The following is a 24,397-nucleotide window of genomic DNA, read 5'->3' as shown; positions in this document are numbered from 1 at the left end:
TTTATGATCGGGCCTGTCGCCAGGCCGGATGAGAAAACACAAAAGCCCCGGCGCCATCCCTTGCGGGAAGAGCCGGGGTAAACTGCACAGATCTCAACACGAAATCCAAAGCCTGTTGCCACGCAGGCGGATAAGAAAGGACATCGAAGAGATTAAGCTTCGATCGGGGCGCGCCAGTCGTCAGCACCCGAGGTACCAGCGACGGTGTGCTCCCAGTCGATCTTGCGGTAGGCCAGAGAGACCTGGATCAGCTGGGTGAAGTCGGATTTTGCCGGATCCTGGCAATGGGGCATCTGGCAGTCGATATCGACGACGGTGGCATCGGTCAGCACGGTAGAGAAGAAGTGCTCCTGCTTGCCTTCCACGGAAGTGCGGTACCACTTCAGAGTCACTTTCGGCAGCATCTCGCCGGAGGCCAGGGAGTTGTACATCAGCGGCACGGCCTTGTTCAGGGCGACGGTGAACTTGAACGGCTTGTGGACACGCTGGCCAGCCGGCTGACCGGATTGCGGGTCGGTCGGTACGGTGACGATGTGCTGGAACTCTTGCACCAGCATCTCGTCTTCGTGACCTTGTACGAAGATGTTGCCGACGGAATCTGAGGTGAAGGCACCGGCAGTGATGTTGCCCTGGGTTTTACCTTCAATGCTGATATAACACGGTGTTGGCATGGAAATGCTCCTTTGCGAATAGTAGTAAGATTCAGCAAGAGGTAGCAGGGAGCGTGCCATAAGTTAAATTAGTTAGTTTTCAACTGCTTAACTGTATACATCGTTATAAATGGAACCAGTTGAGCAATAAGTTGCGCGCCGCCACCCGATTGGTCTGCAAATCATTGCTATTGCAGCGTTTATTGCTATCAAATGGCGCAAAAACTTGCCTGAGGTAGATGCATCCCCTATTTGGTTGCCAGAAAATAAAACAGGCGATGATCGCTCATCGCCTGTTGGGTCGCTGGGGAAGGGCTACTTAGAAGTCGTAGCGAGCGGCCAGCTGGAAGTCATCCTGGTTGGCGACGGCCTGATCCGGCTGGCTATCCAGATTGTTGATACGGTATTCACCTATCACCCGGAAGTTGCTGTTGAACTTGTACTGGGCGCCCAGGGTGTAGTAGTCGATAGAGTCGACGTCATCCTTGCCTTTCTGCTGGACCTCCTGCTTGTTCCACAAGGCCATCAGGCCGATGCCGTTGCTGAAGTTGTAACCCAGCGCGGCTTCCCAACCGTTGTGATCCTTGTCGGTAGCCAGGAAGTCGTTGCCATCGGCGTAACTCAGGGCCGCGTAGATGCTCTTGTCATCATATTTGGCAGAGAGCAGCCACAGTTTGGCGTCGGCTTCACCGCTCTTGTCACGCAGGCCCACGTTGTAAGCGGTACCCAGGGAGAGGTTGAACGGGAAGGTATAGGCCACGGCGGCACCGTAGGCGGCATCGCTGTTCTTGTTGGTGGTCTCTTCGGTGTCACCGCCATCGAACTTGTAGCTGGTGTCGACCTGGAAGCCGTTGAACAGGCCAGAGTATTTGAGCACGGAACCGGCGCGGTTGACGGCGAAGTTATCGGTGGTGGCGCCGAGGGCCTCGTTGCCATAGCCGTCGGAGAGGGAGACGTCGGTCCAGTCGGCCAGGAAGCCGGGGGCGCCTTTCTGGCGGCCGAAGGTGACAGTGCCCCAGTCGGCACCGACCCCGGCGAAGGCCAGGCGGGTGCGCATGTTGTCCGAGTTCTCGCTGATGGTCTTCTCGCTGTCATTGACGTACAGCTGCAGCTCGTATTGAGCCAGGGCCTTGAGATTGCTGTTGATCTGGCTGTCGACCTTGGCACCGAAGCGAACAAACTGGTTGGCGCCTTGCTTGGCGCTGTAGTCATCCACGATGTCGCCATTGTCATCGAGCTTCTTCTTGTCACCGAAGAACTGACCGGCATAGATACGGCCATAGAGGTCGAGCTTGGTGGTGTCATTCTTGAAGACTTCGACGGCCTGTACCTGGAAAGCGGAGCTCAGCGCGAGCGCTACTACTGTCAGCTTTTTCATCTTAATCCCTTGTGTTGCAAGCTTTTGTTGTAAAAGACGGGGCTATGCTAGGGGTGTGAAATGACGGTTCGGTTACTGACAGATGAAGAGTGAGTGGTGATTTGATGTCAGTTCGATGAAGAGGGCTGCGTCAGGATCTGTGTGCTTGAGCCTGAGCGGGTCTGTATCGGTCATTGGTTGTGCAAAATGGTAAAAATACGGTGAGCATGCAGTTTTGCGCGCAAAGGTTTGCCCTTGTGGTAGAATGCCGCCCGTTTTTCGAGCTCCTATAGGTTGGATTAGCGATGAGACGTGAACTGGCAATCGAATTTTCCCGAGTGACGGAAGCGGCTGCACTGGCTGGCTACAAGTGGCTCGGACGTGGCGACAAGAATATCGCCGATGGCGCGGCCGTGGCAGCCATGCGTCATATCCTCAATCAGATCGATATCGATGGTGAGATAGTGATCGGCGAGGGCGAGATCGACGAAGCGCCCATGCTCTATATCGGCGAGCATGTGGGCACGGGTCAGGGGGATGCGGTGGACATCGCCGTCGACCCGATCGAAGGCACCCGCATGACGGCCATGGGCCAATCCAATGCCCTGGCCGTGCTGGCCGTGGGTGACAAGGGATCCTTCCTCAAGGCCCCCGACATGTATATGGAGAAGATCATCGTCGGCCCCAAAGCCAAGGGGGTGATCGACCTGGATGTAGCCCTTGAGCTCAACCTCAAGGCGGTTGCCAAGGCGCTCGGCAAGCCGTTGTCGCGTCTGACCGTCATCACCCTGGCCAAGCCGCGTCATGACAAGGCGATCAAGGAGATGCAGGGACTGGGAGTGCGCGTCTTCGCCATTCCCGATGGCGATGTGGCCGCCTCCATCCTCACCTGTCTGCCGGACAGTGAAGTCGATATGCTTTACGGCATCGGCGGCGCGCCGGAAGGCGTCATCTCGGCGGCGGTGATCCGTGCCCTGGATGGTGACATGCAGGCGCGCCTCATTCCTCGCCATCAGGTCAAGGGTGACGATGCCAATGCCCGTGCCCTGGGTGAGCAGGAGATAGCCCGCTGCATCGCACTGGGTATCGATGTCACCAAGGTGCTCAAGCTCGAAGACCTGGCCAAGAATGACAACGTCATCTTCTCGGCGACCGGCATCACCAAGGGTGATCTGCTGGAAGGGATCAGCAGCGATGGGGTCATGGCGACCACGGAGACGCTGCTCATCCGTGGCAAGTCACGCACCATCCGTCGTATCAAGTCGATCCATTATCTGAATCGCAAAGATGAAGTCATCCGCGACATCATCCTCTGATCCGCAGTGGCAATGTGCATTGCAATCCAAGCCCGGCCCAGTGCCGGGCTTGTTGTATTGAGGGCGACCGGAACGTGACGAGCCACGCCTATCCACTTCGTCGTATCAAGTCGATCCACTGTCTGAATCGCAAAGATGACGTCATCCGCGACATCATCCTCTGATAGGTAGCTGTGCAATCCAAGCCCGGCCCAGTGCCGGGCTTGTTGTATTGAGGGCGACCGGAACGTGACGAGTCACGCCTATCCACTTCGTCGTATCAAGTCGATCCACTGTCTGAATCGCAAAGATGACGTCATCCGCGACATCATCCTCTGATAGGTAGCTGTGCTTTCTATTGCAATCCAAGCCCGGCCCAGTGCCGGGCTTGTTGTATTGAGGGTGACCGGAACGTGACGCGTCACGCCTATCCACTTCGCCGTATCAAGCCGATCCACTGTCTGAATCGCAAAGATGACGTCATCCGCGGCATCATCCTCTGATCCGCAGTGGCAATGTGCATTGCAATCCAAGCCCGGCCCAGTGCCGGGCTTGTTGTATTCAGGGCGACCGGAACGTGACGAGCCACGTTTATCCACTTCGCCGTATCAAGTCGATCCACTGTCTGAATCGCAAAGATGACGTCATCCGCGACATCATCCTCTGATCCGCAGTGGCAATGTGCATTGCAATCCAAGCCCGGCCCAATGACGGCTTTGCTGTATGCCGCGCCTTGACACCGATAGTGATAAGAGGTTGTCCGGGCCTGGGATAGACTGGCGCTCCCCTTGGATGGATATCGTCATGGAATGTCGTGCCGGCTGTGCCGCTTGTTGTATCGCCCCCAGTATCAGCAGTGCCATTCCCGGCATGCCCCTGGGGAAACCCGCTGGTGTGCCCTGCGTCCAGCTCGATGAGCGGCTGGGTTGCCGCCTGTTTGGCTTGCCCGAGCGTCCCGTGGTATGCGGTGGTTTTCGCCCCATGATGGATGTCTGCGGCACTCACCGGAGCGAGGCAATCTGGTTGCTTGGGGAGTGGGAGCGGCAGACCTCCTGAGCCTTGGCTTGCATGAGGCGGGTAGCGCCAGGCATCCTCTGCCTGGTGTTGTTCGACCACCATAGAAAAGAGGCCGCAATTGCGGCCTCTTTTTGCAGGTTCGGCTCAGGGGCTGGCTAGACGCCGGCGAGCTGCAGGGCCTGACGATAGTACTCGTTGGCCTTGTTGGTGAGTCGGCGCTTGTCCATCAGCTGGCCCATGGCATGGCAGAGGGCGGCGCTTGGCGCCTTGGCCAACTCGATCTCCAGCAGTCGCTGTGCCTCGTCCAGATGGCCTGCCAGCAGGTTGACTTGGGCGAGGGCCGCCTGGGCACCCGGTTTGTCCTGCATCTTGCCAAGCAGGGTCAGCAGCGGCTGGTAGTCATCCAGGCGCAGACGAGGCAACTCGGCCAGCAGTTGCGGCGAGGCATCCCGGCGCAGGGCATCGAGCCAGAGATCGGCGGCGGCCTTGTCTCCTTGCAGGCTGCGCAACTGGCGGCCATAGCCGAGCAGCAACTCGGGATCCTGGCGCAGCTTCTTGGGCATGGCCTGCCAGATGGCAGCCAGCGTGTCGGCCTCGTCGGCCCCTTGTTGCAGGCGACCAACCCAGGCCTGGCGGGTCAGCTCCTCTTCCTGCTTGGGATTGAGCTTGCCGACCTTGTGCAGCACCGGGATCAGCTCCAGCAGGGCGGCCCAATCCTGGCGTGCCAGTCGCACCTGACGCAGCTGATCCAGCACCATGGGATGGCGAGGGTTGAGGGCCTGCAGGGACTCCAGGGTTGCGAGGGCGCTCTCGTACTGGCCCTGCTCTATCTGCAACTGGGTCTGGGTCAGGGTCAGGGCCAGCTCGGCCTTGGGGTGCTCTTCCTGGGCCTGCTGCAGATACTGATCCCGGCGGCTGTCATCGCCACGGGCCTGGGCCGCCTTGGCGGCGGAGAGGTAGTTGAGCAGGGGAGTTTCGCTGTTGCGAGCGCCCTTGACCATCAGCTTCTCGGCCTGGCTATAGTGCCCCTCGGCGAAGGCCAGGGTCGCGGCCACCGTCTGCTGGTTGGCCTTGCGGCGACGGCGGTAGCCGTACCAGCCGAGGGTCTTGCGGCGCAGGCCAAATACCCGGGCCAGCAGCCACTCGACGATGAGCAGCAGACCATAAAACAGGATGGCCAGGATCACCGCGCTGGTGACCGAGGACTCCAGGGTGTAATTACCCAGGGAGATCATCACATAACCCTTGTTGCCCGAGGCTTCGGGGCCGAAGGCCAGCCCTGCAACCATGACGGCAACCAGAATAATCAAACGGATCATGGGGCTCTCCTCAGTTACCGGTCGCGATGCGTTGCAGGCGCTCGGTCAGAACCTGCTCGAGCAGGGCCTGGGTGCTGAACTTGTCCGGATAGTCGAACTGGATCTGTTCGCCCTTGAGCTTGTCGAGCTCTCCTTGCAGGTAGTGGGTCGCGCTGTTGTCGGTATCGAAGTACTGCGCCAGCCAGCGGGAGGCCTTGTCGATGCTGTCTTCGTACAGGGCTTGCTGCTCGCGATACACGGCGAGCTGGGCCTGGAGCAGCTTGGTTTTGAGGTTCTCGCGCAGGTAGATCTCCTGCTGGGGCGAGATGAGTGCCTCGACAGCGCCATCCCGGCGGCGAATGGTGATGAAGTTCTCGGTAAACTTGACCCAGTTCTTCTTCAGATTGCTCTCCCACTCATCCGGGTTGCTGCTGACCGCCTGATTGGCCTGCTCCTCGGCGGTGGGCATGGTGACGTTGGAGAGGGGCAGCTGATCTATCTGATCTTCGAGGGCTGCGAGTTTGAGGGTGAGCCCTTCACGATCGACCCTGGGCATGGCCTTGAGCTTGGTGATGTCTTCGGCCAGGGCCTTGCGGATCGGCATCAGGCTGGGATCGTTGAGCGCCTTGATGCGTTCGTCGGCGTTGCCGAGCAGGGTGATGGCGGAGATGAGATCATGCTCGAGCCACAGCTTGCGGCCCGCCATCCGTACCAGGTATTCAGATTCGGCCAGCATCCAGTCGTTGGGACGCTTGTCGTTGAGATCCAGCACCCGGTTCTGCAGGCCCTTCAGCTCCTCTTGCAGGGCCTGCTGGCTCTTGCCAAGTTCACCCAGCTTCTGCTGCTCCTGACTGTTACCCCGCTCGACCCGACCCATGACATCCCCCAGCTGCTGCTTGAGCTGAGCAAGCTCTGCCTGCTGGGCCAGGGCGCCCTGATGGCCGTGGTAGTAGAGGCCGCCGGTCAGCCCAAGGGCGACCAGTATGGCGACGGCCCCCATGAGTACGCCAGCGCGCCCCTTGCTCTGCCTGGTTGGCGCAGGGCTGGCCTGGGTCGTTTGGCTCGCCGCACTCTGGCGTGGCTCGGCCCCCTCTTGCGAAGTGGCCTGGGCTTCTTGCTGTTCTGTCATCGCGTCTTCCTCTGTTCCAGGGCGGCCAGCAGGGCCTGATTGGCTGCCCCCTGGGCAATCGTGATATGGAGAAAACCCAACCCTTCGGCCATCTCGGCCACGCGGGGACTGGGGACCACCAACTGGCAACCATGGAGCCAGGGGTGTGCATCATCGGGTACCAGCGTCTGCAGACGCTGCAACAACTCCCCGCTGGTGATAAGCAGGCTGTCGATCCCGGCCTCTTGCCAGTCACGGGTCAGCGCTGGGCCATCCAATTCGGGGTAGTGGCGCTCATAGGTGCAACAATAGTGCACCAGAGCCCCTCTCGAGGCCAGCGTTCGGGCGATGAGATCCCGGCCACCGTTGCCGCGCAGGATCAGTACCCGCTTGCCAGCGAGCTGCTGCAGTTCGGGCAGTGCGATCAGCCCCTCACTGCGGGGATCCGTCGGACTCATGGCGGCGATGCCGAGATCGGCAAAGGCTGCCGCGCTGGCGGCACCGACGGCAAAGTAGTCAATATTTGGCCAGGTCTGACCAGTTTGCAACATAAAATGATCAGCAAAAAGAATGGCATGGACGCTTACGGCGATAACCACATCCGCCTCGGCCAGCAGGGTGGCCAGCTTATCCAGCTCACTGCCCGGCCCCAGCGTGAGCAGGGTACAGGGCTGGGGGTCATGGCCATGCTGACGAAGCAGCGTGCTGAGCTCGGTACCCTGTTCGGCGGGGCGTACCACCAGAGGAGTCATTGAGGTGACTCCCGAGTGGTGATGAAGGGGCAAGGAGTCAGCCTGACCACTCGCACGACAGGGTCAGCATGAGGGACACGGACCTGCCGAGGCTCTCCATGACGACCCTGAACCATCATGCCTGATAGACCTGGGCGAGTATGGTATCGGCACCGGCGGCCAGCAGGCGCTCGGCCAGTTGCTGACCCAGGGCTTCACCCTGGGCGAGGGGGCCGCGGATCTCGTCACGCAGCACCTGGCTGCCATCGGGTTGGCCAACCAGGCCACGCAGCCAGATCTGATCCCCTTCCACCAGGGCATAGGCTCCGATAGGTACCTGACAGCCACCCTGCAGGGCGCGGTTCATTGCGCGCTCGGTCAACACCCGGATGCGGGTCTCGGCGTGCTCCAGCGGCGCCAGCAGGGCATGCAGCTCCATGTCGTCGTTGCGACACTCGATACCGACCGCCCCCTGACCGTTGGCGGGCAGGCTCTGCTCCGGCTCGATGAAGGCGCGGATCCTGTCCGCCATCTCCAGACGCAGCAGACCCGCGGCGGCCAATATGATGGCGTCGTACTCACCGCCATCGAGCTTGGCGAGGCGGGTGTTGACGTTGCCACGCAGATCTCGCACCACCAGATCCGGGCGCGCGGCGCGCAGCTGGCACTGGCGGCGCAGACTGGAGGTGCCGACCACGGCCCCCTGGGGCAGCTCGGCAATGTTGGCGAAGCGGTTGGACACGAAGGCATCGCGGGGATCTTCCCGCTCGCAGATGGTGTGCAGACCGAGTCCTTCGGGAAACTCAACCGGAACGTCCTTCATGGAGTGAACGGCGATATCTGCCCGCCCTTCCAACATGGCAGTTTCCAACTCTTTGACGAACAACCCTTTTCCGCCAACCTTGGCCAGCGGAGTATCCAATATCTTGTCACCCTGAGTGCTCATGGGCACCAGCTCGACGGTGAGTTGCGGATGCAGGGCTTCGAGCCTGTCTTTGACAAAATTGGCCTGCCACAGGGCCAGCGGGCTCTTGCGTGTGGCGATTCTCAGGGTACGGGCTGCCATATCAATCAGTTGTTTCATATTTAAAGGAAAATGATCTTACCACCCTTTACAGGGGCTTTCATGGCGCTGGCTGCAAAAGCGGGATCTGGCCGAAAAAGGAAGGGGAGGAAATGATTTTCACTGGGGAGTGCTTGAATGGCAACTATCTGATTATAAATACCTTATTTGCTTTCCTATGATACCGTTCATCTGGCTGTCATAAATAATCCTGCTATTCGCTGTGGGCTTGTTTACCACCGCAGTTTGCATTGTTAACATGATCACACTTTTTTGACGCCTCCCCGTTTTGGTGCGTCAATTGCAACCCCCAAATAGGCAGGTCATTGCTGGTACAACTCGATGCACTCGTATCGCGTTATGACGAGATCAATCGTCTCAAGACGCAGCGAGCGCTAGGTCTCATGAGTCGCTATGGGCAACAGGTATTCCAACTGCTGCCCGTCATGCTGCACTTCAATCATCCCCTGCTGCCCGGTTATGTGGGTGGGGATGTGCCTCACGGGATCTGGAGTTTCAACGCCAACGAGACCCAGCAGGCCTTCATCGAAGACCTGTGCCAGAACGCCAACTGCCAGAGTGGGCTTAGCACCCAGGAGAGAGCCATTCAGGGTCTCTACTCCATGGGCAGCACCTCCTCCATCGGCCAGTGCTGTCATTCGGATCTCGATATCTGGGTCTGTCACGTGGCGGGCCTCTCTCCCGATCGCCTGGCCCTGCTCGATCTCAAGTGCCAGCAGCTCTCCAAGTGGGCCGAGCAGCGCGGCGTGGATCTCAATTTCTTCCTGATCCCCGAAGACAAGTTCCGTCAACACAATGATGCCGAGATGCAGGGCGAGAACTGTGGCAGCGCCCAGCATCTGCTGCTGCTCGACGAGTTCTATCGCAGCGCCATGCACATCGCGGGCAAGCGCCTGCTCTGGTATCTGGTGCCCCGCGCCTATGACGAGCAGTATGATGACTATGTGGCAGGCCTGTTTGCGAGCGGTCAGCTCAGTCAGGATGACTGGCTCGATCTGGGCAGCTTCAACCGCATTCCGGCCGAGGAGTACTTCGGCTCTGCGCTCTGGCAGCTCTACAAGGGGATCGACTCGCCCTACAAGGCGGTGCTCAAGTCGGTGCTGATGGAGGCTTACTCCCACGAGTACCCGAACACCCGGCTGCTCTCCTTCATCAGCCGCGACTGGTTCCAGCAGCATGAGGGCATGAGTTTTCGCCAGGATAACTACTGCCTGATGCTGGACAAGGTGACCAACTACCTCAAGTCCATCGGCGACATGCAGCGTCTGGATCTGGTGCGCCGCTGCTTCTACCTGAAGGTGTGTGACGGCCTGAGCCATCCCAACGAGGAGGGCTCGCCCCTGTGGCGGCGGGAGCAGATGGAGCAGCTGGTCGCTTACTGGGGCTGGAGCCCGGAGCGGCTCCATCATCTGGATCATCGCCAGGAGTGGAAAGTGGAGCAGGTCAAGGTGGCCCATGCCGAGCTGCTCGAAGCCCTGATGCACAGTTATCGCAATCTGATCCAGTTCGCCCGGCGTAATAACATCAGTGAATCCATCAACCCGGAAGATATCGGTATCTTGTCGCGCAAGCTCTATGCGGCCTTCGAGAGCCTGCCGGGCAAGGTGCAGCGCATCAACCTCAAGATAGCGCCGGATCTGAGCGAGCCGGATCTGAGCCTGGTGCAGGTGCCCAATGGCCGCCTCAATCGCGCCGGCTGGTATCTCTACAAGCACTCCCTTGAGCCGTCTGACATCATTGGCCGGGCGCCCCTCGAACATAACAGCTACATCAGCAAGCTGGTGGCCTGGGCCTATTTCAACGATCTGCTCACCCCCCAGTCGCGGGTGCACCTGTTCAATCAGGGCTCGGATCTGCACATCGACAACTTGCACCAGTTTTGCCGCGATCTCTCCGGCACTTTCCCGGTCAAGTACCCGCGCGCCACCAACGTGGCCCTGAGCCGCCCTTGCGAAATTCATCAGCTCTCCATCTACCTCAATCTGGAGGTGGATCCGAGCAGTCACTGGGTCGGCCAGGTGATAGAGTTTGATGCCAACAGCGCCGATGTCTTCTCGTTTGGCCGCAATATGGAGTGTCTGGTGGGCTCGGTGGATCTGGTCTATCGCAACTCCTGGAGCGAGATCCGCACCCTGCATTTTCGTGGTGACGAGGCGGTGGTCGATGCCCTCACCACCATTCTCGGCAAGATGCACCAGGATGCGGCTGCCCCGGAAACCATCGCCGTATTCTGCTATAGCCAGCATTTCCGCTCCCTGGTGCGCTCCCGCTTCCAGCAACTGGTGGCCGAGTGCATCGAGCTGCGGCTGGCCCGGGACAAGCAGCAACTGGTCAAGACCCTCGCCCTTGGCAAGGAGAAGTACGGCATCTTCTTCGAGCGGCGCGGGGTCTCGGTCAAGAAGCTGGAAAACGCCATCGACTTCTACCGGCACATCTCCCACAACAAGCTGGATCACCTGCCGCTGCGCCTCGACAAGACCCACAGCCAGCATCTGCCGGGCATAGTGGATACCTATGCCAGCGAGGGCCTGGTGCAGTTCTTCTTCGACACCCGCAATGCGGGCACCAACATCTACATACTGGACGAGGCGAACAGGGTCGAAATCTACCAGCATTTCGCCGGCAACAAAGATGAACTGGTGGCCGGGGTGAACCGCTTCTATACCTCCAGTCACGAACGGTTCAGCGATGATGGCCAATTCGTCAACTTCAACCTGCCCCAGTACTACGAGATAGTCGAGAGGGGGGAGACGCTGGACGTTATTCCTTACCGCAGCCAGGGGCTGGGGCGGGATCCTCAGGTGCAGGCCCGTGACGTGGGCTGAGCCAAGCCACCCTGGTGATGTGAAGAGGGCCTGCAATGCAGGCCCTCTTCTTGTTACGGGGATTGCCCGGCCCCATGTCATAGGGGGCGGGAGCTGGATCTCAGGGGGCGAAGCAGGCCAGCAGCCAGGCGCGGATATCCCCTAGCTGAGGGCGGCAGATCTCGTGGCGCATGGGGTACTCGTGCCACTGGGGGGCCAGACCCGCGGCCTCCAGGCGCTGCCTGGCGTCCCAGCCCATGGAGAGGTGAACCACGTCGTCATAGATGCCATGCATGTAGCAGATTGGCAGGCTGCGAGCGCCATCACTGAGTTCTGCCAGCAGGGCATCCGGCGCCGCCAGATAGGTGGACATGCAGAGCAGACCGGCCAAGGGGGCAGGATGGCGCAGGGCGGTGAAGGAGGCGATGACACCCCCTTGGGAGAAGCCGGCGATGACGACGCGCTCGGGGGTGAAGCCCTCTTGCTCGAGCTGCGCCAGCAGGGTCGCAATCTGGCGGCAGGCCGCGCGCACCTCGGTCTCATCGGCCCTGTCTTCCGGCCGCTCGAAGCCCTTGATGTCGTACCAGCCGCGCATCTTGTGGCCCATGTTGATGGTGATGGGACGTTCGGGGGCATCGGGCAGCAGATGGCGGATGGGCAGTGCGCTGGGCAGGGCCAGCGCCTCCACCAGGGGGGCCAGCCCGGCCCCTGAGTCTCCCAGGCCATGCAGCCAGATCACCGCATGACGGGCCCCGTCGGGGTGGATATCTATCATGGGAAGGTCACGTCCTCGCCAGATTGCAGGGTGCAGGCGCGGGTGAGCAGGGCCTTGAGTTCATGGCCGAAGCGGTTGTCTATCCAGGTGTCCCCTCTCAGCTCGAAGTGGAAGCCGTTCTCGCGGGTGGCGACCCAGATCTGGTGCAGGGGTTCTTGCTTGTTGAGGATGACCTTGGTCTTGTTCTCGAACGCCAGGTTCAGTACGCCGCCAGCCCGCTCGCAATCGATATCCGGGTAATTGGCATCGATGGTGTCTTCCACATACTGGAAAAAGGTGTCTACCAGGGCGTGATACTCGTGATCCTTCATCGGTTTATCCTGTTGCTTTTAACAATGTGAGTGCGATTATAGAGGGCCAAAATTTTTTTCGCAGCGAACCATTATGATCATTCAACTCGTCCGGTGCCTGTCTGCCGCTCTTCTGTCGCTCACCCTGGTTGCTTGTGGCCTGAAAGGCCCGCTCTATATGCCGCCGGCCGAACAGCCGGACAGCCAGCAGTCGACTCCGTCTGAAGCCGAACCGGCGAAAGACTCGCAGAGCACTCCCCAGACCCCGGCCGAGGCGACCCCAGAGGCTACGCCGCACTCGTCATAATTTGGAAGGAACCGCCCCTTGGATCACTTTAATTACAACGCCGCTGGCCAGCTCCAGGCCGAACAGATTGATCTGCAACAGCTGGCCGATCAGCATGGCACCCCGCTCTATGTTTACTCCCGCGCGACCCTGGAGCGCCACTGGCATGCCTTCGATCAGGCGGCGGGGGCCATCCCCCACCTGGTCTGCTATGCGGTCAAGGCCAACTCCAACATAGCGCTGCTGAACTTGCTGGCGCGCCTCGGCTCCGGCTTCGACATCGTCTCCGGCGGCGAGCTGTCGCGGGTGCTGGCGGCGGGGGGCGATCCGGCCAAGGTGGTCTTCTCCGGCGTCGCCAAGAGCGAAGCCGAGATGCGCCTGGCGCTCGATAAAGAGATCCTCTGCTTCAACCTTGAGTCCGAAGCGGAGCTGGAGCGCCTCAACCGGGTCGCAGCCAGCATGGGCAAGGTGGCGCGGGTGTCGGTGCGGGTCAACCCGGACATCGATGCCGGTACTCACCCCTATATCTCGACCGGTCTCAAACAGAATAAATTCGGTATCCCCATCGAGCAGGCCCCCGCCATCTATCGCAAGGCGGCGGCCATGAGCAACATCGAGATCAAGGGGGTGGATTGCCATATCGGTTCCCAGCTCACTGAGTTGAACCCCTTCATGGAGGCGGCGGACAAGCTGCTGCGGCTGATCGACGAGTTGGCGCTGGAGGGGATCCACATCCATCACCTGGATGTAGGTGGTGGCCTGGGAGTCAACTATGGCGCCGAGCAGCCGCCACACCCGACCGAGTATGCCGAGGCCCTCAAAGCCAAGCTGGCCGGTCGCGAACTGACCCTGTTGTTCGAGCCGGGCCGCGCCATCGTCGCCAATGCCGGTGTGCTCTTGACCCGGGTTGAATACCTCAAGCCGGGGGAGACCCGCAACTTCGCGCTGATCGACGCCGGCATGAACGATCTGCTGCGTCCCTCTCTGTATGGCGCCTGGATGAACATCATCGAGGTCGACAGCAAGGCCCTGCATGAGCCAGCCCTCTACGATGTGGTGGGCCCGGTGTGCGAAACCGGTGACTTCCTCGGCAAGGAGCGCACCCTGGCGATTGGCGAAGGCTCCCTGCTGGCGGTGCGTTCGGCCGGTGCCTATGGCTTTACCATGTCTTCAAACTACAACACCCGCCCTCGCGCCGCCGAAGTACTGGTCGACGGTGACCAGGCGTTTCTCATCCGGGAACGTGAGCCGCTGGAGTCACTCTGGCAGGGCGAGCATCTGCTGCCTTGACCGGCTTGGAGGAGCGCGAGAGGGTCTCTTTTCTGACTCTCAAGGCTCCTCTGGGCTATTTGAGCGGGTGATGACGGGGACAGGAACGCAGGATGTTGATTGATATCTCCAGGATGCATGGGGCGTTGGATAACGCTCCCATGATGGTGGACGATCTTTTGTTGTGGCCTGAACAGCGCAGGGAAAAAAGATGTTAATTGAATTATCCAGGATGCATGGGGTGTCGGATAACGGCTTCATGGTGGTGGACGACCTGCTGTTGCGGCCTGAACAGCGCAGGGAAAAAAGATGTTAATTGAATTTTCCAAGATGCATGGCTTGGGTAACGACTTCATGGTGGTCGATGGTGTCACCCAGAAGCTGTTCTTCAGCAGTGACGTCATCAAGAAGCTGGCGGATCGCCACTTCGGAATAGGGTTTGATCAGCTGTTGCTGGTCGAACCCCCCTATGATCCCGAGCTCGATTTTCACTACCGTATCTTCAATGCCGACGGCAGCGAGGTGGAGCAGTGCGGCAACGGTGCTCGCTGTTTCGCTCGCTTCGTGCGGCTCAAGGGGCTGATCAACCGGGATCGCATCTCGGTCAGCACGGCCCGTGGCCGCATCATCTTGCAGCTGGAAGGGGAGAATCAGGTCACGGTCAACATGGGAGTTCCCCAGTTCGAGCCGGGCAAGATCCCGTTTCGCGCCCAGAAGGCGGAGCAGACATATCTGTTGCGGGCACAGGATCACACCGTCATGTGCGGCGCCGTCTCCATGGGCAACCCTCATTGCGTGATAGAGGTGCCCTCGGTCGATGCCGCGCCGGTCGAGACCCTGGGCCCCATAGTGGAGCGCCACGAACGTTTCCCCGAGCGGGTCAACGTCGGCTTCATGGAGCTGGTCGATGCCACTCAGATCCGGCTGCGGGTCTTTGAACGGGGAGTAGGGGAGACCCTGGCCTGCGGCACCGGTGCCTGCGCCGCCGCCGTGATCGGCATGAGCCAGGGCAAGCTCAAGGAGCGGGTGACCGTCTCCCTGCCCGGTGGCAAGCTGACCATCGCCTGGAAGGGGCCGGGCCAGCCTGTCTATATGACGGGCCCTGCCGAGCATGTGTTCGATGGGCAAATCGAGCTGTGAGATGCTGGCGGCTTAGGCCGCCTTTTCTCTATGTGGGGCCGCCCGGCAGGCGGAGGGGGCTGGGGGCGGCCGCCTCAATGCATTGATGTGCAAACGCGACTGTATTTGATGCCCCGATAGCGCTCTAATAGAGGCCTGGCTACCAGTGTTCCCTGTGCAGGCGCCACCCGGACGCGTGTCGCACAGGGTCATCAAGACGGGATTGATCAACATGAGTGAAGTTAAACGGCAGGAGCATGAGGCCGACGAGGCCATGGTGCTGGCGTACCTGAGCCGTTACCCCGAATTTTTCCAGCAGCATGCGAGCATGCTGGATCGCGTGCGCATTCCCCATGAGCGCAAGGGCACCGTCTCGCTGGTGGAGCGTCAGCTCGAGCGCCAGCGGGAGCGTATCGAGGGATTGGAGCTCGAGATCACCGAGCTGATGAGCCTGGCCAGCGCGAACGAACGGATCTTTCGCATCTACGCGGATCTCTATGGCGAACTCTATGGCTGCCAGACCCTGAGCAAGCTGGTGAGCGCCCTGCAAAATGCCTTCGTTGAGCAGCTGCGCCTCTCTGGCGTGCGGCTCTGGCTCAGCCCCAAGCAGTATCAACCGGGGGAGGGGCAACGCTTCCTCGTGCTGAGCAAGGGGATAGAGCAGATCATGGGCCAGCGTCTGCCAGGTCAGGGATTCTACTTTGGGCGCCTCAGCCAGAGCGAACAGCAGCAACTCTTTGGCAGCGACACCCTGGTCGGCTCCGTGGCCTTGATGCGGCTAGGCGAGCTGGGGCTGCTGGCCTTTGCCAGCTCGGATCCCGGCCATTTCTCCCCCCACAGCGATCCCTTGCTGCTCGGTCAGCTCGGGCGCCTGCTGCAACTGCGTCTGCCGGAACTCATCCGTGACAGTCAGCGCTGACGGACTTGCCTGCCTGCCTCCTGCGCTTGCGCAGGATCTGGCTGACTTCATCGAATACTTGCGGGTGGAGCGCCAGCTGAGTGGCCATACCCGCAGCAACTACCTGTCTCACCTCATCGCGATGACCAGCCAGCTGGTGGATCTGGGCCTGAGCCATTGGCCTGGGCTGGAGGCGAGTCAGGTGCGCAGCCTGATGAGCAGGATGCACAAGGGCGGACTGGCCCCGCGCTCCCTGGCCACCAAGCTCTCGGCCTTGCGCAGTTTCTGCGACTGGCAGGTGCGTCAGGGGCGCTTGATTGCCAATCCGGCGCGGGGTATCAGCACACCCAAGCAGGGGCGGCCCCTGCCCAAGAACCTGGACGTGGATGAGATGTATCAGCTGCTCAATATCACCGATGAGCAGGATCCGCTGGCGGTGCGGGATCGCGCCATCATGGAGCTGATGTACTCCTCCGGCCTGCGCCTTGCCGAGCTGGTGGGGCTGGACCTGACCGATCTGCGGCTGGACGATCGCCAGCTGCGGGTGGTGGGCAAGGGCTCCCGGGAGCGGGTGCTGCCCATAGGGCGCATGGCCCTTGAGTGGCTGCACAAGTGGCTGGCCCTGCGGCCTCTGCTTGCCTCGGGGGAGGAGCCTGCCTTGTTCGTCTCCAGACAGCGGCGCCGCATCTCGGCGCGCTCGGTGCAGATGCGTCTCGATGGCTGGGGCAGCAAGCAGGCCCTCGACGCCCACGTTCACCCCCACAAGCTCAGGCACAGCTTCGCGACGCATATGCTGGAGTCTTCCGGCGATCTGCGGGCGGTGCAGGAGCTGCTTGGCCACGCCAATCTATCCACCACTCAGATCTATACCCACCTCGACTTCCAGCATCTGGCCAAGGTCTATGACGGTGCCCACCCCAGGGCCAAGCGGCGTGGCGCCGGGGATGAGGAACAAGAGTAAGCCCGGGTCGTCATGGTAAAAATGGCGGCGGGTGGGCATGCAGAACAACAGGAGTGACAATGCTTTTCTTCCGCCGCTGGCAGCCGGTCAAGGCTATCTCGTTCGATCTCGATGACACCCTCTATGACAATGGCCCCCATATCGCGCGGGCCGATGCCTGGATGCTGGCACGCCTGCGCAGCGACTATCTGGCGGGCGCCATGATGGATGCCGATCGCTGGCTGGCCTGCAAGCGTCAGGTGCTGCAACAGGACCCTGAGCGTTGTCATGACGTCAGCCTGACGCGCAAGCTCAGCCTGCAACTGGCCTTGTGCCAGGGGGGGATGGAGGCGGGGGCCGCCGAGGGGGTTGCGGCCGAGCTGTTCGAGGGCTTTATGGCCGAGCGTTCCGCCATCACTGTGCCTGCCGCCAGTCATGAGCTGCTGGCAGCCCTGGCACGCCGTTATCCTCTGGTGGCGATCACCAATGGCAATCTGGATCTGGTGCGGGCCGGATTGGACGGTTACTTCCAGGGGGTCTACAAGGCGGGGGAGGGTCAGCGGATGAAGCCGGCGCCGGACCTGTTCGTGCAGGCGGCGACCGAGTTGGGACTGGCCCCCGCCGAGATACTGCACGTGGGGGATCATGAGCGCAGCGACGTGCTGGGTGCTCGCCTGCATGGCTACCGCGCTGCCTGGCTCAATCAGGGAGGGGGGGACTGGCGCCGCCTGTCCCAGCTACCGGATCTGATGCTCAACCGTTTGGACGAACTGGGTCCTTTGCTGCTCGGCCATGAGTGAACCCGCATGATGAAGATGGCCGCGGCTAATGAGCGTGTGTACCTGCGGTGCAGCTCTTATGCTGCAGCGCCTGGAGAACAAAGGAGTGGATGGCGGTGTTGAGTCGTTACGGTTTATTGGCAAGCCTGCTGTGGCTGGGGGGCTGCGATCTGCTGACTGACAGCTACCGGGTCGAGTTCAGCGATGGCTCCTGGCGAGAGATTGCCATCACCTCTTTCTCCGATGAAGCCCATTGGCGTGAGGGGTGTGCGACGGGGGAGATCTTTACCGATCTGGTATTGCCCCTCAAACGCGGCAAGAGGGTGGAGGGCAAGCAGCCGCTGCTCATCGGTGGCGAGCGCTTCGAACTCGATGGTGACAGCCTGTATCGCAGCAATGGCATGGTATTTGGTCACTCGCCGGATCACATACAGCGGGGGCTGAAGGGCATCGATGCCTGCCGTGGCTTGCGGCCGGTGCGCGGTGGCCTGCCCAAACTCAAGGCGCGGGGATTTGGCGATTGAGCATGTCTCGCCTTGGGCGCTGTGCATCACGAGAGAGGGGCCCCATGGCCCCTCTCTCGTGATGTGTATCGCGGCACGCTAGCCATGGGCCGCATGCTGACGGCAGGCCTCGCCGAAGGCGGTGAAGATCTTGACCGAGTGGGGGTTGTCCTTGGCATGCCATTCGGGATGCCACTGCACTGCCAGGGTAAACTGAGGCAGCGCTGGGGCATGGATCGCCTCGACCAGGCCATCTTCGGCATAGGCCAGCGGCGCTAATCCTTTGCCCAGACGCTTGATGGCTTGCCCATGCAGTGAGTTGACCGGTATTTGCGTGGCGCCCATCAGTTCGGCGAACCAGCTGTCTTCGACCAGCTCGACCATGTGGCTCTCCCCATACTGCACCTCGGGCGGAGTCTGGGGATCTTCGCGATGATCCTCAAAACCCGGCTCGCAGTAGACCTTCTGATGGATGTCACCGCCGAGGGCAACGTTGATCTCCTGCATGCCGCGACAGATGCCGAGTATGGGCAGCCCCTTGTCGATGGCGGCGCGTACCAGTGCAATATCAAACAGATCCCGCTCCCTGTCCTGGGCCTTGTCCGGGGTCAGGTTTGGCTCGCCGTAGAGCGCCGGATCTATGTTGGATCCGGCGCCACTCAGATAGACGCCATCGGCCAGGGCCAGATAGCTGTCGAGATCCTCGATGCCGCAGCAGGTGGGCACCAGTAGCGGGGTACAGCCACCTATTTCGACCAGCGGTTTGATGTATTTGTGGGTCATCACCTGATAGTCATGACCATTGCGAGCCTGGATCCCCATCGTCATCAGAACCAGGGGCTTTCGTGTGGGGGCAGCTTGTGTTTGTGCGGACATAGATCACCTTGGCATTCCTTTGCAGTCCCGCGGGGACGTCTCGCGCCTTGGGCTCGCCCTGACCAATATCAGGGCCTGCCTCAAGGCAAGTCTAGGAGATCCGGGGCGTCATATCGGGCTATGCCGAGGGGCGAGAAGAGAGAGATGACGGCCTGGACCCCGATTTCAGTCTGCCAAGGCCGTTAAATATGTCAAACGAAATGAGCTGATTTTGTTACTGAACAGTGAGCAGAAAGAGAGAGGATGGGCAAATTCAGGGCTAACTGATGGTTGGCTATGAGAAATAGGAGTGCTTGGTCGGTGGATATATTAAACGGGTGGCAGATCATGCCTGCCACCCGTTTTGCTGACAAAGAGGCTGACTCAGGCCAGCACAAACTCTTCGATGACCCGGGCGACCCCGTCCTCATCATTGCGGCTGGTGATGTGCTGGGCCAGGGCCTTGAGTGATTCGGTTGCATTGCCCATGGCGACCCCGAGCCCTGCGTACTCGACCATGTGGCTGTCGTTACCGGCATCTCCCACGGCAATCACCTGGCTGGCGTTGAGGCCAAGGTGCTCCGCCAGGGCGGCAACCCCACTGCCTTTGTGGCTCTGGTTGTTCATGATCTCCAGGAAGTAGGGGGCGCTCTGTACCACGGTATAGTCCTCATAGAGGCTGCCAGGTAGCGCCGCTATGGCCCGGCTGAGCAGGCTGGGCTCATCGATCATCATCACCTTGAGGATGGCCTCGTCAGGGGGCAGGGCGGCGAAATCGACCAGCTTGATGGGCATGCCGGTCAGACGGGATTCATGCTCCGTGTAGTGGCTGAGGCGGGGGGCGATCAACCCTTGGGATACCGAGAAGCCATGGACATTGACACCCTGCTGGTCGGCAAGGCTGGCGATCAGGCTGGCGTCGGCCCCGGTCAGTAGTTGGCTGCGAATGACACTACCACACGCCACCCGTTGCACCATGGCGCCGTTGTAGCTGATCACATAGTCATCCGGGCCCGTCATGCCCAGCTCCTCCAGATAGCGGGTCATGCCCTCCAGGGGGCGACCCGAGGCCAGTACCACGGTCACGCCGCGGGCGCGGGCGGCCTGGATGGCAGCGTGGGTGCGGGGGGATATCTCCCCTTGTGGGGTCAGCAGCGTGCCATCCATATCTAATGCGATCAGTTTGTACATCGACTTCTACCTGCTCTGTGTGGAGTGCAAGCTGCGAGTGTACCCAAGATCCCGCACGGGATCACGGCGTGGCCTATCTGCGCCCCTCGAAGGGGAGTCACACTATCGGCTCCCGCTTAGTGGCGATTGCGGCGTGGCTGCGTCCTTCGAAGGGGAGTCACACTATCGGCTCCCGCTGGGTGGCGATGCGCGCGGTATATTGCTGCGTGGCTTATCTGCGCCCCTCGAAGGGCTGCAACACTATCTGATCCTGCTTGATGGCGATCCTGATGGGGCCATGGTCGATGTCGACCCGATAGCTGCTGTTGGCCAGCTCCACTTCGACGCCGGCACAGAGGCGTTGGGTCGCGGTGACGTCCATCTCGCTGAGGAGTTGCTGCAGGGCTTGCTGGGCCTCATCGAGCTTGGCGTCCAGCCCCTTGCTCTGGGTCAGGAACTGCAGACGCAGGGTCTTGATGTTCTCCAGAGTTTTCGGGTTGCGGCGATCACTCGGCAATTGCAGCAGCTTGAGCAGCAAGTCCTGCACCTTGAGCAGCTGTTCCCGGCAAGCCTGCTTGCGCTGTCTGAGCTCCTGCTCCTGCTGCTTGTGGGTGAAATACCCGCCGAGGATCTGCAACCGGGTATGGTTGGCGGCGGAGGCCCCTATGCTGGGGGCGAGGATCTGGCGATTGGCAATGCTGATGCCGCCGAGCAGGGTTCCCTTGCGCATGGCGCTGTCGCCGACCAGCAGATCCTGGCCGCTGCGGCTGTGGCAGTGGGTGAGCTGAGTCTGGATATGGATATTGCCGCCCGCTTCGAGCCTGGCGTACTGGGCATAAGCTGCGTGGATCTCCCCCTGAGCCGTGAGTCGGCAGAGCAGTTCGCTCTCCTCCGTCTTGCGACCTATGATGCCATGGCGGACTGTGATGGAGCCGCCTGATTCGATATCGGCGCCCTCGACGAAGCCACCAATCACCACGTCGCCGCTGGCCTTGACGCGCATGCCGGCGAACACATCCCCACTGATGACCAGGGCGCCCTCGAAGGTCACGTGACCGCTGCGCGCATCCACCTGTTTGAGGCTGAGCACATCGTCGACCCGCATGCCCTGTTTCTCCAGGCAGGGCAGGCCGGGGCGGCTGGCGACGATCAGGTTGGGATCATCGGTGGCTATCTCAGTTCCCTCCCCAGGCACCATGGCTATCTCCTTGCCCGGTTTGACAGGCAGGTTCTGACCGGTGACGGTCAGGCCGGGGGAGCCCTGGGTCGCCGGGTGGCGGCGCATCAAGGGTTCCCCGGTGCGCACCGTGACCAGGCTGCCGAGATCGCGCAGGTCTACCTTGCCGTGTTCCGTTTCCTGGGGGGTGAGGATGCGATCGGACGGGGTCTCAACCAGGCGCTCGAAGTGGGTATCCAGACCGGGGATGGGGGGGGTGCCGTGGGCGATGGCGGGCTGGATCAGGCTGCCAGGCGCCCCCTCCTTGGCGAGCTTGATGGCCAGCTCTATCAGGGTACCCTGCACGCCGTTATTGACCTCACTCTCGGCCAGGGCTTGCTGCATCTGTTCAAGGGTCAGGGGTCTTCCGCCCCAATCGCAGGTGATCTGGGCCCGGGCCGTCATCTTGTCGCTGTCGATCAGTATCATCAGCCGGGCGTCCTGGCGCTTGGCGATAGGGATAGGATTGGGGGGAATGGGGGCATCGGGTCTGCTCTGCAGGGTATTGAGCAGGGTGACCACCTGCTTGATCCCTTCGTGCAGGGGCTGGTAGCGGCGACAGTTGGAGGCGTGCAGCAGGGCGAGCACATCGGCTTCGCGCACTGGTTTTTCTGATCCGGGCAGGATGCGCAGGCAGGCCAACTCCATATCTGCGGACAGCTGTAACCACTCTTTGCTTAACACCCTGGCTCCTGCACAGTCCATCTGACTGATTTATCTACCAATTCCATGAGTTCCCACCCTGTCGATACCCTGATGGGGGTGGGTGATGGCCCAGTATCCTGAACATTCTTCTTATTGGTCAATGAGCTATGTCCAAATGGGTGACAAGGGCTGAAGAAATCCCCGGGGGGAGGGGATATGCTCAGGGCACAGTCGCAAGCAAGGGGGAGGCAAGATGGACTCATGGCACAGAGGCGGGCTCTGTCTGCTGGCATTCACGCTGGTTGGTTGTCAGCCGACGACTGCGCCGGGGGCGCTTGGCACCCTCGAGCGGGACAGGGTCGAACTGACGGCCACCGCGAGCGAGATCATCCGTGCCCTGCCACTGGCAGAGGGCAGTCAGGTGGCGGCCGGGGATCTCTTGGTGCAGCTCGATGATAGCCGCCAGCAGAGTGTGCTGGCCGAGGCCAGATCCGCTGAAGCGGCGGCCCGCGCGGCCCTGGCCAGGCTCATCAATGGTGAGAGACCCGAGGACATAGCCGCAGCCCGTGCCGATCGGGATCAGGCCCAGGCCAACTTGCGCGAGGGGAAGCGCAACTTCACGCGCGTTGCCCAGCTGGTACGTCAGCAGCTGATGAGCCCGGCGGATCTGGACCGGGCCCGCGCCGAGCGTGATGGCGCCCTGGCCGCCTGGCAGGGGGCGGAGCAGCGTCTCGCCAAGCTGGTGCACGGAGGGCGTATCGAGGATATCGAAGAGGCCCAGGCCAACCTGGCCGCGACCCGTGCCCGGGTGGCCCTTGCCGCTCAGGGGCTGGCAGATTTGAGCGTGCGGGCTCCCCGTGGCGGTCGGCTCGACAGCCTGCCCTATCAGTTGGGAGAGCGGGTGGCGACCGGCGCCGTACTGGCTCGCCTGCTGGCCGAGGATGGACCCTATGCCAGGGTCTATGTGCCCGAGCCTGACCTGGCCCGCTACGGCCCGGGGCTGGGACTGGCGGTCTATGTCGACGGGGTGGCCGACCCCATGACGGGCAGCCTGCGCTGGATTGCCAAGGATCCCGCCTTCACTCCCTATTACGGACTCAACGAGCTGGACAGGGCGCGGCTGGTCTATCTGGCCAAGATTGATCTGCCGGCCGCCGCCAACCTCTTGCCAAGCGGCATACCCCTGCGAGTGGAGCCGAACCGAGTGGAGCCGAACGATGAGTGAGACGGCTCGCCAGGAGAGTGCCTGCATGGGCGAGCCGGCGATCCTGGCCGAGGGGCTGACGAGGCGTTTCGGTGACATGGTCGCGGTCAAGGAGTTGGCACTCTGCCTGCCCAGGGGGCAGATCCATGGCTTCCTCGGTCCCAACGGTTGTGGCAAGTCCACCACCCTGCGCATGTTGACCGGCCTGCTTACCCCTTCTGCGGGGCGGGTGAGGGTGCTGGGACTGGAGATCCCGAGGCAAGCCGAGGCGCTGCGCCAACGGATCGGTTATATGACGCAGAAGTTCTCCCTCTATGACGAGCTGACGGTGTGGGAGAACCTGGAGTTCATGGGGCGCATCCACGGCATGGCCAAGCCTGCCCTGACGCTGCGCCAGCAAGAGCTGCTCAGCACCTATGAACTCACCCCCCTGGCCCGGCGGCGGGCGGGGGGGCTGAGCGGTGGCCAGAAGCAGCGTCTCGCCCTGGCCGCCGCCGTCATTCACAGGCCGGATCTGCTGTTGCTCGACGAGCCGACTTCGGCGGTGGATCCCCAGAACCGGCGCGATTTTTGGGAGAAGTTATTCGATCTCAGCGAGGCGGGGACCAGTATTCTGGTGACCACCCACTACATGGATGAGGCGGAGCGCTGTCATCATCTGGCCATCATGGAGGCGGGCCAGGTACGGGCGCAGGGTTCACCCCAGGGGCTGATGGATGCCATGGCGACCCGAGTGGTGGAGGTGCAGGCACCGGATTTACGCGCCCTCAAGCAGCAGTTGCTCGCCCTGGGCATGGTGCGTTCGGCGGCCCAGCTCGGTCAGCGGCTACGAGTGCTGGTGGACAAGGAGCAGGCCGACCCTGTGGCCTGGTTGCGTCAGGCTTGCCCAGCCCTGATGGGGGCCGAGCTGGTGCAGGTCAGGCCCAGCCTGGAGGATGTGTTCGTCAGCTGCACGGGCCAGGAGGTGAGGGCATGATCCGTTGGCTGCGGCTGTGGGCCATTACCCAGAAGGCGCTGCGTCAGCTCGCCCGGGACAGGCTCACCTTTGGCGCCTGGGCGGTGATGAGCCCCTGTTACCTGAATATCACGGAAGTCACTACGAGG

The 24,397-nt window shown here is 61.4% G+C and carries 23 protein-coding genes; 12 read left to right on the top strand and 11 right to left on the bottom strand.

Going from position 1 to position 24,397, the window contains the following annotated elements; translation table 11 throughout:
- Positions 1 to 152 precede the first annotated feature (152 nt).
- Together hcp1 and M2367_RS18645 are read right to left on the bottom strand one after the other, a co-directional pair.
- Entirely contained in the window at positions 153 to 671 is a 519-nt protein-coding gene (gene hcp1, locus M2367_RS18650; RefSeq protein ID WP_042040039.1) for a type VI secretion system effector Hcp1, read from the bottom strand.
- A 298-nt stretch (positions 672 to 969) separates the two neighbouring features.
- Entirely contained in the window at positions 970 to 2,028 is a 1,059-nt protein-coding gene (locus M2367_RS18645) for a porin (RefSeq protein ID WP_259237780.1), read from the bottom strand.
- Positions 2,029 to 2,312: 284 nt separating this feature from the next.
- Between M2367_RS18645 and glpX the strand changes: the two genes are divergently transcribed.
- Entirely contained in the window at positions 2,313 to 3,323 is a 1,011-nt protein-coding gene (glpX, locus tag M2367_RS18640; protein WP_042040036.1) for a class II fructose-bisphosphatase, read from the top strand.
- A gap of 783 nt (positions 3,324 to 4,106) precedes the next feature.
- A complete protein-coding gene (locus M2367_RS18635; RefSeq protein WP_259237775.1) occupies positions 4,107 to 4,358 on the top strand; it encodes a YkgJ family cysteine cluster protein in 252 nt (83 codons plus the stop codon).
- 116 nt (positions 4,359 to 4,474) lie between these two features.
- Here M2367_RS18635 and M2367_RS18630 read toward each other — a convergent pair whose 3' ends face one another.
- The 4 genes from M2367_RS18630 to hemC form a co-directional block, all read right to left on the bottom strand.
- On the bottom strand, positions 4,475 to 5,638 hold the full coding sequence (locus M2367_RS18630; RefSeq protein WP_224431809.1) for a heme biosynthesis HemY N-terminal domain-containing protein: 1,164 nt from the start codon (positions 5,636 to 5,638) through the stop codon (positions 4,475 to 4,477).
- 10 nt (positions 5,639 to 5,648) lie between these two features.
- A complete protein-coding gene (locus tag M2367_RS18625; protein WP_042040032.1) occupies positions 5,649 to 6,746 on the bottom strand; it encodes a uroporphyrinogen-III C-methyltransferase in 1,098 nt (365 codons plus the stop codon).
- The gene (locus tag M2367_RS18620) at positions 6,743 to 7,477 is read right to left on the bottom strand and encodes a uroporphyrinogen-III synthase (RefSeq protein WP_224431811.1); all 735 of its coding nucleotides are present in this window, start codon (positions 7,475 to 7,477) and stop codon (positions 6,743 to 6,745) included. The genes M2367_RS18625 and M2367_RS18620 overlap by 4 nt, the downstream gene beginning before the upstream one ends.
- Positions 7,478 to 7,592: 115 nt before the next feature.
- Complete coding sequence (hemC, locus tag M2367_RS18615) at positions 7,593 to 8,522, bottom strand: hydroxymethylbilane synthase (protein WP_259237774.1); 930 nt, start codon at positions 8,520 to 8,522, stop codon at positions 7,593 to 7,595.
- A 323-nt stretch (positions 8,523 to 8,845) separates the two neighbouring features.
- Between hemC and M2367_RS18610 the strand changes: the two genes are divergently transcribed.
- Positions 8,846 to 11,365, top strand: a complete 2,520-nt coding sequence (locus tag M2367_RS18610) for a class I adenylate cyclase (RefSeq protein ID WP_042040027.1) — start codon at positions 8,846 to 8,848, stop codon at positions 11,363 to 11,365.
- Positions 11,366 to 11,465: 100 nt separating this feature from the next.
- Here M2367_RS18610 and M2367_RS18605 read toward each other — a convergent pair whose 3' ends face one another.
- Both M2367_RS18605 and cyaY read right to left on the bottom strand, forming a co-directional pair.
- The gene (locus M2367_RS18605) at positions 11,466 to 12,119 is read right to left on the bottom strand and encodes an alpha/beta hydrolase (protein ID WP_259237770.1); all 654 of its coding nucleotides are present in this window, start codon (positions 12,117 to 12,119) and stop codon (positions 11,466 to 11,468) included.
- Entirely contained in the window at positions 12,116 to 12,430 is a 315-nt protein-coding gene (gene cyaY, locus M2367_RS18600) for an iron donor protein CyaY (protein ID WP_259237769.1), read from the bottom strand. Before cyaY ends, M2367_RS18605 begins: the two co-directional genes overlap by 4 nt.
- Positions 12,431 to 12,503: 73 nt before the next feature.
- Between cyaY and M2367_RS18595 the strand changes: the two genes are divergently transcribed.
- The 7 genes from M2367_RS18595 to M2367_RS18565 all read left to right on the top strand — a co-directional run bounded on the left by M2367_RS18595 (position 12,504) and on the right by M2367_RS18565 (position 18,224).
- Positions 12,504 to 12,716: an LPS translocon maturation chaperone LptM gene (locus M2367_RS18595; RefSeq protein WP_042040023.1), complete on the top strand. Its 213-nt coding sequence runs from the start codon at positions 12,504 to 12,506 to the stop codon at positions 12,714 to 12,716.
- 18 nt (positions 12,717 to 12,734) lie between these two features.
- Positions 12,735 to 13,985, top strand: a complete 1,251-nt coding sequence (gene lysA, locus M2367_RS18590; protein WP_259237765.1) for a diaminopimelate decarboxylase — start codon at positions 12,735 to 12,737, stop codon at positions 13,983 to 13,985.
- Between the two features lie 288 nt (positions 13,986 to 14,273).
- The gene (gene dapF, locus M2367_RS18585; protein WP_005892702.1) at positions 14,274 to 15,104 is read left to right on the top strand and encodes a diaminopimelate epimerase; all 831 of its coding nucleotides are present in this window, start codon (positions 14,274 to 14,276) and stop codon (positions 15,102 to 15,104) included.
- 211 nt (positions 15,105 to 15,315) lie between these two features.
- Entirely contained in the window at positions 15,316 to 16,002 is a 687-nt protein-coding gene (locus M2367_RS18580; RefSeq protein WP_259237763.1) for a DUF484 family protein, read from the top strand.
- On the top strand, positions 15,986 to 16,942 hold the full coding sequence (gene xerC / locus M2367_RS18575) for a tyrosine recombinase XerC (protein ID WP_259237761.1): 957 nt from the start codon (positions 15,986 to 15,988) through the stop codon (positions 16,940 to 16,942). Before M2367_RS18580 ends, xerC begins: the two co-directional genes overlap by 17 nt.
- 59 nt (positions 16,943 to 17,001) lie before the next feature.
- Positions 17,002 to 17,721 carry an HAD-IA family hydrolase gene (locus M2367_RS18570; RefSeq protein ID WP_259237759.1) on the top strand — a complete coding sequence of 240 codons (720 nt, stop codon included), beginning with the start codon at positions 17,002 to 17,004 and terminating at the stop codon, positions 17,719 to 17,721.
- Positions 17,722 to 17,810: 89 nt separating this feature from the next.
- Positions 17,811 to 18,224 (top strand): hypothetical protein, encoded by a 414-nt coding sequence (locus M2367_RS18565; protein ID WP_259237756.1) that lies wholly within the window; start codon positions 17,811 to 17,813, stop codon positions 18,222 to 18,224.
- Between the two features lie 78 nt (positions 18,225 to 18,302).
- Here the strand turns inward: M2367_RS18565 and M2367_RS18560 are convergent, their stop codons facing one another.
- The 3 genes from M2367_RS18560 to M2367_RS18550 all read right to left on the bottom strand — a co-directional run bounded on the left by M2367_RS18560 (position 18,303) and on the right by M2367_RS18550 (position 22,128).
- Positions 18,303 to 19,079 (bottom strand): gamma-glutamyl-gamma-aminobutyrate hydrolase family protein, encoded by a 777-nt coding sequence (locus M2367_RS18560; RefSeq protein ID WP_042040013.1) that lies wholly within the window; start codon positions 19,077 to 19,079, stop codon positions 18,303 to 18,305.
- Positions 19,080 to 19,442: 363 nt separating this feature from the next.
- The gene (gene yidA, locus M2367_RS18555) at positions 19,443 to 20,249 is read right to left on the bottom strand and encodes a sugar-phosphatase (protein ID WP_259237754.1); all 807 of its coding nucleotides are present in this window, start codon (positions 20,247 to 20,249) and stop codon (positions 19,443 to 19,445) included.
- A gap of 211 nt (positions 20,250 to 20,460) precedes the next feature.
- On the bottom strand, positions 20,461 to 22,128 hold the full coding sequence (locus M2367_RS18550) for a DUF342 domain-containing protein (RefSeq protein WP_404972886.1): 1,668 nt from the start codon (positions 22,126 to 22,128) through the stop codon (positions 20,461 to 20,463).
- A 214-nt stretch (positions 22,129 to 22,342) separates the two neighbouring features.
- Here M2367_RS18550 and M2367_RS18545 point away from each other — a divergent pair, with 214 nt between their 5' ends.
- Both M2367_RS18545 and M2367_RS18540 read left to right on the top strand, forming a co-directional pair.
- The gene (locus M2367_RS18545) at positions 22,343 to 23,314 is read left to right on the top strand and encodes an HlyD family secretion protein (RefSeq protein WP_259237752.1); all 972 of its coding nucleotides are present in this window, start codon (positions 22,343 to 22,345) and stop codon (positions 23,312 to 23,314) included.
- Positions 23,315 to 23,339: 25 nt separating this feature from the next.
- On the top strand, positions 23,340 to 24,269 hold the full coding sequence (locus M2367_RS18540) for an ABC transporter ATP-binding protein (RefSeq protein ID WP_310504099.1): 930 nt from the start codon (positions 23,340 to 23,342) through the stop codon (positions 24,267 to 24,269).
- Positions 24,270 to 24,397 lie beyond the last annotated feature (128 nt).

The organism is Aeromonas sp. BIGb0445, assembly GCF_024809075.1.
Lineage (GTDB): Bacteria > Pseudomonadota > Gammaproteobacteria > Enterobacterales > Aeromonadaceae > Aeromonas > Aeromonas rivuli.
This window is presented reverse-complemented; position numbering and strand designations above follow the sequence as displayed.

Excerpts from the sequence above, each read along its gene's own strand:
- M2367_RS18545 (WP_259237752.1), top strand. The coding sequence starts at position 22,343 with ATGGACTCATGGCACAGAGGCGGGCTCTGTCTGCTGGCATTCACGCTG.
- cyaY (WP_259237769.1), bottom strand. The coding sequence starts at position 12,430 with ATGAAGGATCACGAGTATCACGCCCTGGTAGACACCTTTTTCCAGTAT.
- M2367_RS18630 (WP_224431809.1), bottom strand. The coding sequence starts at position 5,638 with ATGATCCGTTTGATTATTCTGGTTGCCGTCATGGTTGCAGGGCTGGCC.
- M2367_RS18560 (WP_042040013.1), bottom strand. The coding sequence starts at position 19,079 with ATGTCCGCACAAACACAAGCTGCCCCCACACGAAAGCCCCTGGTTCTG.
- M2367_RS18595 (WP_042040023.1), top strand. The coding sequence starts at position 12,504 with ATGATCATTCAACTCGTCCGGTGCCTGTCTGCCGCTCTTCTGTCGCTC.
- hcp1 (WP_042040039.1), bottom strand. The coding sequence starts at position 671 with ATGCCAACACCGTGTTATATCAGCATTGAAGGTAAAACCCAGGGCAAC.
- M2367_RS18645 (WP_259237780.1), bottom strand. The coding sequence starts at position 2,028 with ATGAAAAAGCTGACAGTAGTAGCGCTCGCGCTGAGCTCCGCTTTCCAG.
- M2367_RS18625 (WP_042040032.1), bottom strand. The coding sequence starts at position 6,746 with ATGACAGAACAGCAAGAAGCCCAGGCCACTTCGCAAGAGGGGGCCGAG.
- M2367_RS18565 (WP_259237756.1), top strand. The coding sequence starts at position 17,811 with ATGGCGGTGTTGAGTCGTTACGGTTTATTGGCAAGCCTGCTGTGGCTG.
- M2367_RS18570 (WP_259237759.1), top strand. The coding sequence starts at position 17,002 with ATGCTTTTCTTCCGCCGCTGGCAGCCGGTCAAGGCTATCTCGTTCGAT.
- hemC (WP_259237774.1), bottom strand. The coding sequence starts at position 8,522 with ATGGCAGCCCGTACCCTGAGAATCGCCACACGCAAGAGCCCGCTGGCC.
- yidA (WP_259237754.1), bottom strand. The coding sequence starts at position 20,249 with ATGTACAAACTGATCGCATTAGATATGGATGGCACGCTGCTGACCCCA.
- M2367_RS18580 (WP_259237763.1), top strand. The coding sequence starts at position 15,316 with ATGAGTGAAGTTAAACGGCAGGAGCATGAGGCCGACGAGGCCATGGTG.
- M2367_RS18620 (WP_224431811.1), bottom strand. The coding sequence starts at position 7,477 with ATGACTCCTCTGGTGGTACGCCCCGCCGAACAGGGTACCGAGCTCAGC.
- glpX (WP_042040036.1), top strand. The coding sequence starts at position 2,313 with ATGAGACGTGAACTGGCAATCGAATTTTCCCGAGTGACGGAAGCGGCT.
- dapF (WP_005892702.1), top strand. The coding sequence starts at position 14,274 with ATGTTAATTGAATTTTCCAAGATGCATGGCTTGGGTAACGACTTCATG.
- M2367_RS18540 (WP_310504099.1), top strand. The coding sequence starts at position 23,340 with ATGGGCGAGCCGGCGATCCTGGCCGAGGGGCTGACGAGGCGTTTCGGT.
- M2367_RS18605 (WP_259237770.1), bottom strand. The coding sequence starts at position 12,119 with ATGATAGATATCCACCCCGACGGGGCCCGTCATGCGGTGATCTGGCTG.
- M2367_RS18635 (WP_259237775.1), top strand. The coding sequence starts at position 4,107 with ATGGAATGTCGTGCCGGCTGTGCCGCTTGTTGTATCGCCCCCAGTATC.